This window comes from Burkholderia sp. Z1, assembly GCF_014893795.1.
GTDB lineage: Bacteria > Pseudomonadota > Gammaproteobacteria > Burkholderiales > Burkholderiaceae > Burkholderia > Burkholderia theae.
The window spans coordinates 2,681,708-2,695,098 of the sequence record NZ_JACFYL010000002.1; the positions used below are offsets into that span (position 1 = coordinate 2,681,708).

Genomic DNA, 13,391 nt, shown 5'->3' on the forward strand with positions numbered 1-13,391 from the left:
AGCGTGTTGATTAGCAGGTGCGAAGGGCCGCGAGCAGCCCGTCTACCGTTTGAAACCGGACTTCGAGTTCGGCAAGCAGGATGCCTTGCATCTCGTCTCGAAACGTGTCGAGCCATGCACCGGGCACGAGCGCCTTGACGGCCGCGCCGTCGGCGACCGCGCCGTCATCGGTGGGGGCGGCGGCAGCAGCGGATTCGGCATCGGCCAGCGCCTGCCGTTCCGCGTCGCGCAGCCGCCCGAAACGCGTGCCGAGCAGCGCGGGCACGGCCGACAGCAGGCTGCGCTCGCGCGCGCCGAGCACGCGCTCCATGATCGCGTCGAGCGTCGCGAGCCGCGCCATCCCGGACGAGCGCGCGGCGAGCGCGCCCCGCAGGCGGCCGCGCAACTGGCCGATCGCCGTTTCCATGTCCTGCTGCAGGGACAGATAACGCTGGCGGAAGTCCGCGAAATCGGCCGTGTCGGCGGCCGGCGGCGGCAGGTCGCCGGGCCGGCGCCGAGAACGCGGCCGGTTGGTCGCCGCGATCGCCTGCGCGAGGTCGTGGCGCACGCGCGCGAAGTCGCGCTCCGCGTCGTAGCCGCGCACGCCGGCCGCGACGCCGGGCGGGCTCGCACCCAGCGCGGACGACAGCGTGATCGCGTCGGTCCAGCCGAGCCACTGGCTCAGCCGGTCGGACAGCGTTTGCCGGGATTCCGCGACATCGGCGTCGGCCAGGCGCGCGAGCAGCCGGACGAGCGTCGGGCCGGTCAGTGCCGGGCGCGGGGAAGCGTGCACCATGCTGCAAACCGTCAAAAAAGGCAGCAGTTTACACGGCGTCGGGAGGTCGACCGCCAGAATCGGGGAAGCGGCGCCGTCGCGCGTGCCGGGCGACACGCGCGAACGCCCGCCGCGCAAGGCTCGGCGGGGGGCGACAGGGAACCGGGAAGACAGTCGGCGACAGCCTGGCAAGTCGCCGGAATCGGGCTGCCGGGCGCATCGCGAGGTGCGTGATGACGAAGAAACGGCGTTTCCGGACGACCCACGGTTTCCGGAAACAGGATGCGCGTTGGCGCCGTTTGAGCAGCTCGCTCCGGCAGCCGGCCAGGCAAATGGCCAGCCGCCGTGCAATGCAAACCGGAATCCGAAGCGGTCAGATCCCCGCTTTCGGCGCGTTCAGGATCAGCCGCAGCCCGAGCAGCGTGATCGCGCCGGCCGCGATGCGGTCGACCCACTTCTTCGCGCGCAGGTACAGCTCGCGCGGCCGGCGCGTGGAAAAGCACAGCGCGACGATCGTGTACCAGCCGAACTCGACGCCAAATACGAGCGGCGGCAGCGCGAGGTAGCACCACAGCGGCGGATGCTGCGGGAGCAGCGCCGCGAAGATGCTGCCATACCAGATTGCCGTCTTCGGGTTGCTGAGCTGGGTCGTGAGGCCCGTCAAGAACGACTTGCGCGCGCTGCCGGCGGCCATCGCCTGCGGATCGTCCATCGCGATCGGCCGGTCGGCGCCGCGCCAGATCTTCGATGCCATATAGATCAGGTACGCGCCGCCCGCCACCTTGAGGCCCACATACAGCCATTCGACGGCCTGCAGCAGCGTATAGAGCCCGGCCAGCGCGACGCCGCCGAACACGATGCCGCCCAGGCCCATGCCGAGCGCGGTGGCAAGGCCGTCGCGGCGCGACAGTCCGATCGAATTGCGGGCAACCAGCACGAAACTCGGGCCCGGAATCATCGCGCCGAGCCACAGCGCGGCCAGGATGGCGAGTACGGCAGCCGATGCAGTCATCGAAGTCTCCTTGGTCAACGACGCCGATTCGCCGACGCCTGCGTGTCGTTTCCGACGGTCGAAGCGCTGATTCTGGCACGCTTCCCGTGCGGCCGAAAGCGTCCGCGCGCTGCTATGCTGGCCGTTTTTCCCGTCATCCCGCACCGCCGCCCATGATCGAGATCCGCGCCGCCCGCTATCCCGACGACGCCCGCGTCGTCGAAGCGATCTTCCGCGAGTACATCGCGAGCCCCACCGTCAGCCTCGAATTCCAGGACTACGAGCCCGAGATCGCCGCGCTGCCCGGCAAATACGCGGCGCCGCGCGGGCTGCTGCTGCTCGCGTGGCACGGCGAGCGCGTGGTCGGCTGCGGGGCGTTTCGCGAGATCGACGCGGCGACGTGCGAGATGAAGCGCGTCTATGTACGCCCCGAAGCGCGCGGGTTGAACGTCGGCCGCCAGCTCGTCGAACGGCTGCTGCGCGACGCGAAGACGGCCGGTTATGCGCGCATGTGCCTCGACGTGCTGCCCGAGTTCGTCGCCGCAAGGCAACTGTATGCTTCGCTCGGCTTCACGCCCGCGCCGCCCGTCACGTTCAATCCGGTGCCCGGCACCGAGTTTCTCGGGCGCGATCTGTGACCCGCGCGGCCGGCATGCCCTTCCTCCTTTCGACCCGACACCCCGCCATGCGCGTCCTCCGCCTGTCCCTCCTGCTGCTCCCGTTGCTCGCGGCGCTGCCTGCCGGCGCCCGCGCCGCCGAGCTGCCGAAGTCGATCGCCGCGCAACTGCCGCCCGACTACCAACCGCTGCTCGCACAAGCCGGGCCGGATCTCGGCAACGGCCGGCACAGCTTTCTGGTCGTCGTGCATCGCGCGGTCGATACGCGTGAGCAGCCGTCGCCGCGCCCGCTGCTGATCTTCGAGGAACAGCCCGATCACGCATTCCGGCTCGCCGCGCGCAACGACGAGGTCGTCCTGCGCGCGAACGACGGCGGTCAGTGCGACCCGTTCGATCCCGAAGACGCCGCCGACAACGGCCTCTCGGTCAAAGGCCGCTATTTCACCGTGCAGAACTTCGTCGCGTGCGGGCAGCACTGGACCGACTACGTGACGTTCCGCTACGACCCGCGCACGCACGGCTGGGTATTTTCGAACCAGATCGTCACCGTCTCGTATCCGCTCGACGACAAGCCCGACCACGTCACCGTCACGCGCGCCGACGCGCACCAGCCGGTGTCGTTCGCGCAGTGGAAACGCAAGGACTGACGCGACCGGCGAAGCGCGCCGCAACCGAGTGCGGTGCGCCGGCCGCCGCCTGCCCGCACCGGTGCGCGGCCCGTCTGTCGCGCTCGCCGCCTCCCCGCCCCGCGGATACTCGCGGGCACATGCCAACAGGACTACCATAGGCGCTCGCCGTCGCGCGACCGCGCGCCGGCACCGCACGCGGCTCGCCCGCACGCCTTCTCACGTAGAACCCGCGCAGGAGGACGTCATGACGCAACACTTCGACGCGATCGTCATCGGCACCGGGCAAGCCGGCCCGCCACTCGCCGCGCGGCTGTCGGCCGCCGGGATGAAGGTCGCGATCATCGAGCGCGGCCGCTTCGGCGGCACCTGCGTGAACACCGGCTGCATCCCGACCAAGACGCTGATCGCAAGCGCATACGCCGCGCAGCTCGCGCGGCGCGCCGGCGAATACGGCGTGTCGGTCGGCGGCCCCGTCACCGTCGACATGAAGGCCGTGAAGGCGCGCAAGGACCAGATCTCCGGCCGCTCAACCCACGGCGTCGAGCAATGGGTGCGCGGGCTCGCGAACACCACCGTGTTCCAGGGTCACGCCCGCTTCGAGCGCGCCAACACGGTGCGCGTGGGCGACGCGCTGCTCGAAGCCGAACGCATCTTCATCAACGTCGGCGGACGCGCGCTGGTACCGCCGATGCCGGGCCTCGATTCGGTGCCGTACCTGACCAACTCGACGATGATGGACGTCGACTTCCTGCCCGAGCATCTCGTGATCGTCGGCGGCAGCTACGTCGGGCTCGAATTCGGCCAGATGTACCGCCGCTTCGGGTCGAAGGTCACGATCGTCGAGAAGGGCTCGCGCCTGATCCGCCGCGAGGACGAAGACGTATCGCAGGCCGTGCGCGAGATTCTCGAAAACGAAGGGATCGACGTGCAGCTCGACGCGACCTGCCTGAGCGCGCGGCGCGACGGCAGCAATATCGTGGTCGGCCTCGACTGCGCAGGCGGCGGCCGCGAGGTCGCGGGCTCCCACCTGCTGCTCGCGGTCGGGCGCGTGCCGAACACCGACGATCTCGGGCTCGACCGCGCGGGCGTCGCGACCGACGCGCGCGGTTATATCGAGGTCGACGAGCAGCTACGCACGAACGTGCCCGGCATCTGGGCGCTCGGCGACTGCAACGGGCGCGGCGCGTTCACGCACACCGCGTACAACGACTACGAGATCGTCGCGGCCAACCTGCTCGACGACGATCCGCGCAAGGTGTCCGACCGCATCACCGCATACGCGATGTATATCGATCCGCCGCTCGGCCGGGTCGGCATGACGCTCGCGGAAGCGAAGCAGACGGGCCGCCGGCTGCTGGTCGGCACGCGCCCGATGACGCGCGTCGGCCGCGCGGTGGAAAAAGGCGAGAGCCAGGGTTTCATGAAGGTGATCGTCGACGCGGACAGCCACGCGATCCTCGGCGCGTCGATCCTCGGCGTGACGGGCGACGAAGTCGTGCACGGCATGCTCGACGTGATGACCGCCGGCGCGCCGTACACGACGATCAGCCGCGCGATGCACATCCACCCGACCGTGTCGGAGCTGGTGCCGACGCTGCTGCAGGATCTGCATCCGGTCGAATGACGCGTGGCGGGCAGCCATGCATCGGCGTTTCACCGGGGTCGGACGGTGTGCGAAGATGGCCGCTCGCCACGACACCCGGGAACGCCATGGACCGCCTGCAAACGATGCAGATCTACGTACAGATCGTCGAACGCGGCAACTTCACGCAAGCCGCGGACGCGCTGCAACTGCATCGGCCGGCCGTGACGAAAGCCGTGCAACAGCTCGAACAGGAACTCGGCATCCGGCTGCTGAACCGCAGCACGCGCCGCGTCAGCGTGACCGCCGAAGGCGAGGCGTTTTACGCGCGCTGCGTGCAGTTGCTCGGCAGCATCGACGACGCGTTCGCGTCGTTCCCCAAGCAGCGCGCGGCGCCGAAGGGCCGGCTGCGGCTCGACATCGCGCTCGCGCTTGCGAAGACGGTCGTGATTCCGGCGCTGCCCGATTTCCAGCAGCGCTATCCGCAGATCGAGCTCGTGCTCGGCGCGAGCGACCAGCCGTCCGACCTGATCGGCGAAGGCATCGACTGCGTCGTGCGGGTCGGCACACTGAAGGATTCGAGCATGGTCGCGCGCACGGTCGGCGCCGTGCCGATGGTCACGTGCGCATCGCCCGCGTATATTTCCCGCCACGGGTTGCCGCGCACGCTCGACGATCTGCGCGCGCATCGGGCCGTCAACTTCTTTACCGGCAGCAATCGCCGGGTGCTCGAATGGACGTTCCGCCCGAACGGCGAAACCGTCGCGCTGAAGCTCGCGAGCAGCCTGCTCACGAACAACTCGGAAGCGCTGCTGTCCTGCGGGCTGGCCGGCCTCGGCATCGTGCATGCGCTGCGGCCCGCGCTGCAGCCGAGCATCGACTCGGGGCACTTGATCGAACTGCTGCCCGGCGTGCCGGCCGTGCCGAAGCCGATTTCGGTGCTGTACCCGAACCGCGCGCATCTGCCCGACAAGGTGCGCGCGTTCATCGACTGGCTGACCGAGCTGATCGCGCGCCGCTATCCGGTGTAGAACCGGTCATGAACCTGCACGAACGCAGTCGACGAAGACGATACGCTTGCAGCCCGATGGATCCGGACGAAGGTCCGGGCGCGACTTCCACGCGACCGCGTTGCGTGCGTCACCGCGCGACGCGATAACCCAGCGACCGCTCCAGGTACCGCGCCAGCTGCTCCCGGGAAAATGCCGGCTGCTCGATCCCGCTGCCGTCGAGAAATTCGATTACATTGCGGCAGTCCCACACGTAATTGTTCTGGTAGAGCTCGGCGGTACTCATGCCGTCGCGAATGTTGTCGTCGAACAGGCTCAATAACGGATAGAGCGGCGCGTCGATATCCGACTTCCACGCATCGCGCCATTCACGGAACGGCACGACCTGAAACCGCAGACCGAAGTAGCGTTCCAGCCTCGAGAAGAATTCCCTCAGCGTCAGGTCGGTCTCGGGTGAATTGATCAGGTTGAATTTCAGCCCCAGCGCCGCCGGATTGCGTGAAATCCGTGCCAGCGCTTTCGTCATGTAATCCACGCTCGTCAGCCCTTCGCGCAGGTCCTGCAGATCCGGCACGGCACCGAGCGCAATGCATGTCTTCACCAACCGCCCCCACCACTGATAATCCGCGCTCACGCCGGTCTCGCCGTGAAACGTCGCGTATCCGAGCCGGAAGGTCATCAGCGGCAGGCCGCGCTGCGCGGCCAGATCACCCATCTTCTCCATCACCCATTTGCTGCGCGTATAGCCGATGTCCTCGAGCACCGCCGGCAGGTTCTGATCGATGTCGTCCGCTTCGGTCATCATCGTCTTGCCGGTGAAGCGATGCCCCCAGCTGTACACCGAGATCGTCGACAGCAGGATCAGCGCCTTGGTTCGCCGGCACCCGGCGAACGCAAGGACCTCGAACATGCCGTCCACGTTGATCTTCTTCATGTACGAATACGGCTGGATGAAATTGACCGCGCTGGCGGAGTGGTAAACGATGTCGATTTCGTCCGCCAGCACCGCGTAGTCGTGCTCGTTCATGCCCAAGCGCGGCTGCGTGAAGTCGCCCGCCCACACGCGGATGCGCGATCGCGCGTCCGGCCCGAGGTTCACGTCGTAGGCATGCAGCTTCTCGTCGATCCGCACGCGCGCCGCGGCGGCATCCTGCGCACGCACCACGCAATGCACCACCGCCGACGTCGTCGCGAGCAGTTCGGCCAGCAAGTGCACCCCGACGAATCCCGTCGCACCCGTCAGCAGGATCGTGCGCGGACGCGCCAGCAGCGCCGTGTCGAAGGCACCGCTGAAATCCGCCTGCTCCGGTATGCGGATATCGTTCGCCAGCACATAAACGGGCTCGCGCTCGATCTCGGGTGCCACCACGGCGACACGCCGCTCGATCTCGCCCGCGAGCCGCTCCACCGATGGATGCTCGTAGACGTCCCGGATCAGCATCTTCGTCCCCACGGCATCCGACAGCGCCCGTGCGAGCTTCGCGGTCAGCAGCGAATTTCCGCCAATGTCGAAAAAACTGTCGGTCTTCCGAAAGGACGCATGTCCGATCAACGCGACGAATGCATCGGCCACGATCCGCTCGACGGCGGTGTACGGTTCCCGCTCCGTCCGGTTGCGCTGTTCCGCACGGTAACGATGTTCGAGCGCGGCTCGGTCGGTCTTGCCGTTCACCGTCATCGGCAGGTCGTCCAGCAGCACATGGCTGACGGGCCACATGTAGTCGGGCAGCGTTTGCCGCACGCTCGCCTTGAGCGCGTCGACGACACGCGCGGGCGACGCGCCGGATTCGCGCGGCACGACAAACGCGACCAGTTCCGGCCCGGTTCCGGCCGCGCCGGGCAACGCCAGCACCACTGCCTTGCGTACCTCGCCGGACCCGACGAGCGCGGCGTGAATTTCACTCAGCTCGACCAGATTGCCCCGGATCTTGACCTGATCGTCCAGGCGCCCGAGGAACTGGATCGAGCCATCGTTCAGCCAGCGCCCGAGATCGCCGGTGTGATAGACGATCTGGTCCGGACGCTGCGGATGCGGACGGAATTTCTCGCGGGTCAACGCAGGGTTGCCCAGGTAGCCGCGGGCCAGGCTGCGCCCGCCGATGCAGATCTCGCCGACCTCGTCCGCCGTCACGGATTCCAGTGCGTCGTTCAGGATCAGGATCTCGGTGCCGTCGATGGGCCGCCCAATCGAGTCCGGACGGCCGAGCGCCGCGTCCGGAACGACGTGGCAAGTCGCGAAGATCGTCGCTTCGGTCGGCCCGTAGTAGTCGATGACCGTGTAATCGATCCCGCGGGTATCGATCGGGCCCAGCTTTTCGCCGGCGGTAAACAAGTATTGCAGCGTCAGTTCCGCCGGCTGCCCGACGCCCACCACATCGGCAACCATCACGGTGGGCACGTACGCATGCGTGATCCGGTGACGGGCGAAGAAGCCCACCAGCGCGTCGGCGTCGAGGCGCGTTTCATCGTCGGGTAAAAACAGCGTCGCGCCCGAAGCAAGGGTCGACCAGATTTCCCACTGCGATACGTCGAAGCCGAGGCCGGCCATCAGCGTCGCACGGCTGTCGGCGTTCATCGCGAAACGCGTATTGTGCCAATCGACGAGTGCCGCCACCGCGGCGTGTTCGACGATCACGCCTTTCGGCGCCCCGGTGGAACCGGACGTGAAGATCACATAGATCGCGCCGTCCCGCGCATCGAAACGGGGCGTCGCACGCGCGGCGTCCCGATCCGGTCGCCGCGCACTCAGGTCGGCCACGCAAGCGAACGGGATGGCCGCATTCCGCGGTGCCGCGCCGGCCGTCAAGACCAGCGCGGCATTGCATTCGCGCAGGATGGTGTCCTTGCGGGCATCCGGATAGCGGTCGTCGATCGGCACATAGGTCGCGCCCGCTTTCAGGATGCCGAGGATGCCGACAACGAAGTGCGCGTTGCGCGACGCCTCGATCGGCACCAGGCTGCCGCGTCCGATTCCCCGGTCCTGCAATGCATCGGCAACCGCGTCACTCAAACGGTCCAGCGCCTCGTAACTCAGGGTTTCGTGCCCGGAGACCACGGCCGGCCTGTGTCCCCCGCAGGCCGCACGCATTTTGAATTTATCGAGCACGTTCGATTGAGTAGTCATCGTTTTTATTCCTCATATCGAAAACAACAGATCTCAATATAGGCGGCGACAAACAAAAAGCAATTTCACACGCGGTCATCACGCATCGCGAAACGCCGGGATGATTTGATGCATTTGGCGAAGCATTCGACGATGTTCCGGGTCCGCGACGGCACGCGGCTGATTGTTATTCTTCGAATAACAATCAATGATTTCGTCACGCGTTTATCCGGCGCGGTCACGCGCCTACAGTGCTCCTTCATCAACCCCCGTTCATCGAAGGAGCAATCCATGTCCCGCATCGTTCGTTTCCATCGCATCGGCGGCCCCGACGTGCTGCAGATCGACACCGTCGACGTGCCCGCGCCCGGGCCGGACGACATCCAGTTGCGCGTGAAGGCAATCGGCCTGAATCGCGCGGAAGTGATGTACCGCAGCGGCGAATACACGTTCATGCCGCGCTTGCCCGCATCGCTCGGTTATGAAGCGTCGGGCGTCGTCGCGGCGGTCGGCCGCAACGTGACGGCATTCGCGGAAGGCGACGCGGTGAGCGTCGTGCCGGCGTTCTCGTTTGCCGACTACGGGATGTACGGCGAGGTGGTCAACGTGCCCGCGCATGCGGTCGTCAGGCATCCGGACAGCCTGTCGTTCGAGGAAGCGGCCGCGACCTGGATGATGTTCGTCACGGCCTACGGCGCGCTGATCGAACTCGGCGGGCTGCAGCGCGGCGACGCGGTGCTGATCGGCGCCGCGTCGAGCAGCGTCGGGCAGGCGGCGATCCAGGTCGCGAACCATATCGGCGCGGTGCCGATCGCGCTGACGCGCGGCGAATCGAAGCGCCAGGCGTTGCTCGACGCGGGTGCCGCGCACGTGATCGTCGGCAGCCCCGCCGACCTGCCGCAGCAGGTGGCGGAGATGACGGGCGGCAGCGGCGCGCGCATCGTGTTCGATCCGGTCGGCGGCCCCGACGCGGCCAACCTGCTGCGCGCGCTGCGCCCCCACGGCACGTTCTTCCAGTACGGCGCGCTCGACACGCGCGACATCCCGGTGCCGGTGATGGACCTGCTCGCGCGCCACCTGACGCTGCGCGGCTACGAGCTGTTCGAGATCGCCGGCAACGCGCAGCGGCTCGAACGCGCGAAGCGCTTCATCGTCGACGGGCTCGCGGCCGGCGCACTGAAGCCGCTGATCGACCGCACGTTCGCGTTCGACGACATCGCCGAAGCGCATCGGTACATGGAAGCCGGCGCACAGGTCGGGAAGATCGTCGTCACGGTCTGAGCGGCGCATGGCGGGCGGCGGCCTCGGCGAGCCGCCGCGCCGCCCGCTCAGCTTTCGAAGTACCGCGGCCGGTCGATATCGGCCAGCAGCCCCGGCTGCGTCGGTGCCCAGTCGAGCGATGCACGCGTGCGCTCGCTGGTTGCCGGCGCATCCATCCCCGCGAACATCGCGAACCAGCCGAAGTGCTCGCCCGCGTCCGCGCTCGATTTCGCGACGACCGGCAGGTTCAGCCGGCGGCCGATCACCGCCGCGATCTCGCGGAACGGCACCCCCGTATCGTCGACCGCGTGATAGCGCGCGCCGGCCGCGCCGCGCTCGACCGCGAGCCGGTACACGCGCGCCGCGTCGAGCCGGTGCACGGCCGGCCAGCGATTGCCGCCGTCGCCGAGATAGGCCGACGCGCCCTTTTCCCTGGCGAACGCAATCAGGCGCGGCACGAAGCCGTGGTCGCCGTCGCCGTGCACGGACGGCGGCAGGCGCACGACCGACGCATGCACGCCGCGCGCTTCCAGCGCGGCCGCGGTGGCTTCGGACGCACGCGGATAACCCGACGACACCGGCACGTGCGGATCGTCCTCCGTCGCCTCGCGTCCGGGCGCGACGAGCGCGAGGCCCGACGTGACGACCAGCGGCCGTGCCGAGCCCGCGAGCACCGCGCCGATCGCTTCGATCGCGCGACGGTCGAGCTCGCAGTTCTGCGCGAAGCGCGAGAAGTCGTGATTGAATCCCGTATGGATTACCGCATCGGCGGCGTCGGCGCCGCGCGTCAGGCTGTCGTGATCCTCCAGCGACCCGCGATGCACGTCGGCGCCGGCGGCCGAAACCGACGCGGCGGCTGCATCGGACCGCGCGAGACCGAGCACCGAGTGCCCGGCGGCAACGAGTTCGGCAACGACGGCGGCGCCGACGAATCCCGACGCTCCAGTGACAAAGACACGCATGTTCAAACCCTCCGGGTGGAATGGAGGCTTACTATCTGTCGACGGCCGCTCGCGGTGAAGTCGTGACGGTTTACCGGTAAACGAACTAACAGGATATGGCTGAGGCCCCCGACAACCTGCTCGGCGCGTACCTGCGGGACCGCCGCGAGAAACTCGACCCGGCCGCGCTCGGGCTGCCGGCCACGCGCCGCCGCACGCCGGGCCTGCGACGCGAGGAAGTCGCGCAGCGCGCGCACGTGAGTGCCGCGTGGTACACGTGGCTCGAACAGGGGCGCGGCGGCGCGCCGTCGGCCGACGTGCTCGATCGGCTCGCCCGTGCGCTGATGCTGAACGAAGCGGAACGCGAGCACCTGTTCCTGATCGGCGTCGGCCATCCGCCCGAGGTGCGCTATCACGCACCCGCCAGCGTGACGCCGCGTTTGCAGCACGTGCTCGATTCGCTCGACGCGAGCCCCGCGATCGTGCGCACGGCGACGTGGGACGTCGTCGCATGGAACGACGCGGCGGCCGCGACGCTGACCGACTATGCCACGCTGCAACCGTCCGCGCGCAACATCCTGCGGCTGATCTTCGTCGATCCGCGCGTGCGCGCGGCGCAGTCGAACTGGGCGCGCGTCGCGCAATTCGCGGTGGGCGCGTTTCGCGCCGACGTCGCGCGCAGCGGCGCGACGCAGGCCGTCCAGGCGTTCGTCGACGAGATGCGCGCGGCGAGCGCCGAATTCGACGCGATGTGGCGCGACCACGATATCCATTCGCATGACGAAGGGACGAAAGAGATCCGCCATCCGAAAGCCGGCCGGATCGCGCTCGAGTATTCGGCGTTCTCGGTGATCGGCCGCCCCGACCTGAGCCTCGTGATCTTCACGCCCTCGACGGCGGCCGACCGCGCGCGCATCCGGGCGCTCGTCGCGGCCCGAGAACAGGCACGTGAACAGGCCGGCGCGCAGCAAGTGCCGGCTGCATGACCACGCGTAATCCGGAGCGACGGCTGCGTCGCGGGCCATGCACCGCGCGGCGCAGCCCGCCCCGCCGGCCGCGCCCATCCGTCCCCATCGCCCCGCGCGATCCCATCGCAATCCGCACTGATTCCCAGTCGAATATTTAATTTTCACCTGGCGTAGCGCGCGCTTACCCTTTCGGCATCGCATCACAGGGCCACCGGCCCTTCCCTGGAGCATCCCCGATGACCGATCCCGGCACCGCGCAAGCCGTACACCGCCCGCATGCGGCTTCCGTGTCCTATGGCGCGCTCGCGCTGCTGGTACTCGCCGGCCTCAACCTGCGTCCGTTCCTGACCGCGTTCGGCCCCGTGCTCGACGTCGTGCGCGCCGACACGGGCCTCGGCTTCCGTGCGGCCGCGCTGCTGACCACGCTGCCGTTCGTGCTGATGGGGGTCGTGGCCGGTGTCGGCGTCGGGCTCGCACGGCGCTTCGGCGAGCAGCGCGCGCTGACCGCCGCGCTGGCGCTGATCGCGGCCGGCTGCACCGCGCGCCTGTGGGCCGGCGGCAGTGCGGGCCTGATCGCGACCGCGATCGTCGCGGGCGCCGGCGTCGCCGTGGTCCAGGCGCTCGTGCCGGGCCTCGCGAAACGCTGGTTCGTCGACCGGCTGCCGCTCGCGATGGGGCTCTATTCGGCCGCGCTGGTCGGCGGCGGCGCATTCGGCGCGGTCGCGAGCCCGTGGCTCGCCGTGCACGGCGGCTGGCATCTCGCGCTCGCCGTGTGGGCCGTGCCCGCGTTCGTCACGCTCGCGCTGTGGCGCGCGAAGGCGCCGCACGACACCGTGCACGCGACGGCCGCCTCGACCTCGATCACCGCGTTCGCACGCATTCCGCGCGCATGGCAGCTCGCGCTGTTCTTCGGCCTCAGCAACAGCGGCTACGCGAGCCTCGTCGCGTGGCTGCCCGCGTTCTACCGCGGCGTCGGCATGAGCCCACAGGCGAGCGGCAACCTGTTCGCATGGATGGCGCTGTTCCAGGCGACCGGCGCGCTCGCAATGCCGATGCTCGCGAAACGTTCGCCCGACCGGCGCAACGTGCTGTGGCTCACGCTCGCGCTACAGGCGACCGGCTTCGTCGGGTTCGCGACGCTGCCCGCGTTCGCGCCGTGGCTGTGGGTCGCGAGCGTCGGCCTCGGTCTCGGCGGCTTCTTCTCGATGAGCCTGATCGTCACGCTCGATCACCTGCACGACGCGCGGCTCGCGGGCGCGCTCGCCGCGTTCGTGCAGGGCGTCGGCTTCCTGACGGTGGCGGCGAGCCCCTGGCTGATCGGCTGGCTGCGCGACGCGGGCGGCGGCTTCGCGATCGCGTGGTGGATGCACATCGCCGTAATCGCGGCGATGGCCGCGCTGAACGCCGCGTTCTCGCCCGCCGGCTACCGGCACAGCATGGTGCGCATCACCGGCGCCGCGCACTGAACCCGATTTCCTGATCCGGGCGTTCGCCGGCCTCTTCCGGCGACCGTCCAGCCGCCCGCGCATGGCCGGG

11 protein-coding genes are annotated in these 13,391 nt (G+C 68.7%); 7 read left to right on the plus strand and 4 right to left on the minus strand.

Translation table 11 applies throughout. The features are described from left to right. Positions 1-10: 10 nt before the first annotated feature. A complete protein-coding gene (locus H3H55_RS28875; RefSeq protein ID WP_193101181.1) occupies positions 11-775 on the minus strand; it encodes a DUF3348 domain-containing protein in 765 nt (254 codons plus the stop codon). Between the two features lie 352 nt (positions 776-1,127). Next, entirely contained in the window at positions 1,128-1,766 is a 639-nt protein-coding gene (locus H3H55_RS28880; RefSeq protein WP_129516682.1) for a LysE family translocator, read from the minus strand. Between the two features lie 152 nt (positions 1,767-1,918). On the opposite strand from H3H55_RS28880, the gene H3H55_RS28885 reads away from it, so the two are divergent. The 4 genes from H3H55_RS28885 (at position 1,919) to H3H55_RS28900 (ending at position 5,604) form a co-directional block, all read left to right on the plus strand. Next, complete coding sequence (locus H3H55_RS28885) at positions 1,919-2,383, plus strand: GNAT family N-acetyltransferase (RefSeq protein ID WP_193101182.1); 465 nt, start codon at positions 1,919-1,921, stop codon at positions 2,381-2,383. A gap of 47 nt (positions 2,384-2,430) precedes the next feature. Then, on the plus strand, positions 2,431-3,009 hold the full coding sequence (locus tag H3H55_RS28890; RefSeq protein WP_193101183.1) for a hypothetical protein: 579 nt from the start codon (positions 2,431-2,433) through the stop codon (positions 3,007-3,009). Positions 3,010-3,235: 226 nt separating this feature from the next. Continuing rightward, positions 3,236-4,615 carry an FAD-containing oxidoreductase gene (locus H3H55_RS28895; RefSeq protein WP_193101184.1) on the plus strand — a complete coding sequence of 460 codons (1,380 nt, stop codon included), beginning with the start codon at positions 3,236-3,238 and terminating at the stop codon, positions 4,613-4,615. 86 nt (positions 4,616-4,701) lie between these two features. Next, positions 4,702-5,604 (plus strand): LysR family transcriptional regulator, encoded by a 903-nt coding sequence (locus H3H55_RS28900; protein ID WP_193101185.1) that lies wholly within the window; start codon positions 4,702-4,704, stop codon positions 5,602-5,604. Between the two features lie 109 nt (positions 5,605-5,713). On the opposite strand, the gene H3H55_RS28905 is transcribed toward H3H55_RS28900, so the two are convergent. Then, positions 5,714-8,707, minus strand: coding sequence for a non-ribosomal peptide synthetase (locus tag H3H55_RS28905; protein ID WP_193101186.1), 2,994 nt, complete (start codon positions 8,705-8,707; stop codon positions 5,714-5,716). A gap of 270 nt (positions 8,708-8,977) precedes the next feature. Here H3H55_RS28905 and H3H55_RS28910 point away from each other — a divergent pair, with 270 nt between their 5' ends. Then, positions 8,978-9,967 (plus strand): zinc-dependent alcohol dehydrogenase family protein, encoded by a 990-nt coding sequence (locus H3H55_RS28910; protein WP_193101187.1) that lies wholly within the window; start codon positions 8,978-8,980, stop codon positions 9,965-9,967. 47 nt (positions 9,968-10,014) lie between these two features. Here the strand turns inward: H3H55_RS28910 and H3H55_RS28915 are convergent, their stop codons facing one another. Next, entirely contained in the window at positions 10,015-10,908 is an 894-nt protein-coding gene (locus tag H3H55_RS28915; RefSeq protein ID WP_193101188.1) for an SDR family oxidoreductase, read from the minus strand. A gap of 95 nt (positions 10,909-11,003) precedes the next feature. On the opposite strand from H3H55_RS28915, the gene H3H55_RS28920 reads away from it, so the two are divergent. Then, complete coding sequence (locus H3H55_RS28920) at positions 11,004-11,873, plus strand: helix-turn-helix transcriptional regulator (RefSeq protein WP_193101189.1); 870 nt, start codon at positions 11,004-11,006, stop codon at positions 11,871-11,873. 218 nt (positions 11,874-12,091) lie between these two features. Further along, positions 12,092-13,321, plus strand: a complete 1,230-nt coding sequence (locus tag H3H55_RS28925; RefSeq protein WP_193101190.1) for a cyanate transporter — start codon at positions 12,092-12,094, stop codon at positions 13,319-13,321. Positions 13,322-13,391 lie beyond the last annotated feature (70 nt).

Bases quoted from the DNA above. Each gene is read 5' to 3' on its own strand.
- H3H55_RS28875 (WP_193101181.1), bottom strand. From the start codon at position 775: ATGGTGCACGCTTCCCCGCGCCCGGCACTGACCGGCCCGACGCTCGTC.
- H3H55_RS28905 (WP_193101186.1), bottom strand. From the start codon at position 8,707: ATGACTACTCAATCGAACGTGCTCGATAAATTCAAAATGCGTGCGGCC.
- H3H55_RS28890 (WP_193101183.1), top strand. From the start codon at position 2,431: ATGCGCGTCCTCCGCCTGTCCCTCCTGCTGCTCCCGTTGCTCGCGGCG.
- H3H55_RS28900 (WP_193101185.1), top strand. From the start codon at position 4,702: ATGGACCGCCTGCAAACGATGCAGATCTACGTACAGATCGTCGAACGC.
- H3H55_RS28885 (WP_193101182.1), top strand. From the start codon at position 1,919: ATGATCGAGATCCGCGCCGCCCGCTATCCCGACGACGCCCGCGTCGTC.
- H3H55_RS28915 (WP_193101188.1), bottom strand. From the start codon at position 10,908: ATGCGTGTCTTTGTCACTGGAGCGTCGGGATTCGTCGGCGCCGCCGTC.
- H3H55_RS28925 (WP_193101190.1), top strand. From the start codon at position 12,092: ATGACCGATCCCGGCACCGCGCAAGCCGTACACCGCCCGCATGCGGCT.
- H3H55_RS28910 (WP_193101187.1), top strand. From the start codon at position 8,978: ATGTCCCGCATCGTTCGTTTCCATCGCATCGGCGGCCCCGACGTGCTG.
- H3H55_RS28895 (WP_193101184.1), top strand. From the start codon at position 3,236: ATGACGCAACACTTCGACGCGATCGTCATCGGCACCGGGCAAGCCGGC.
- H3H55_RS28920 (WP_193101189.1), top strand. From the start codon at position 11,004: ATGGCTGAGGCCCCCGACAACCTGCTCGGCGCGTACCTGCGGGACCGC.
- H3H55_RS28880 (WP_129516682.1), bottom strand. From the start codon at position 1,766: ATGACTGCATCGGCTGCCGTACTCGCCATCCTGGCCGCGCTGTGGCTC.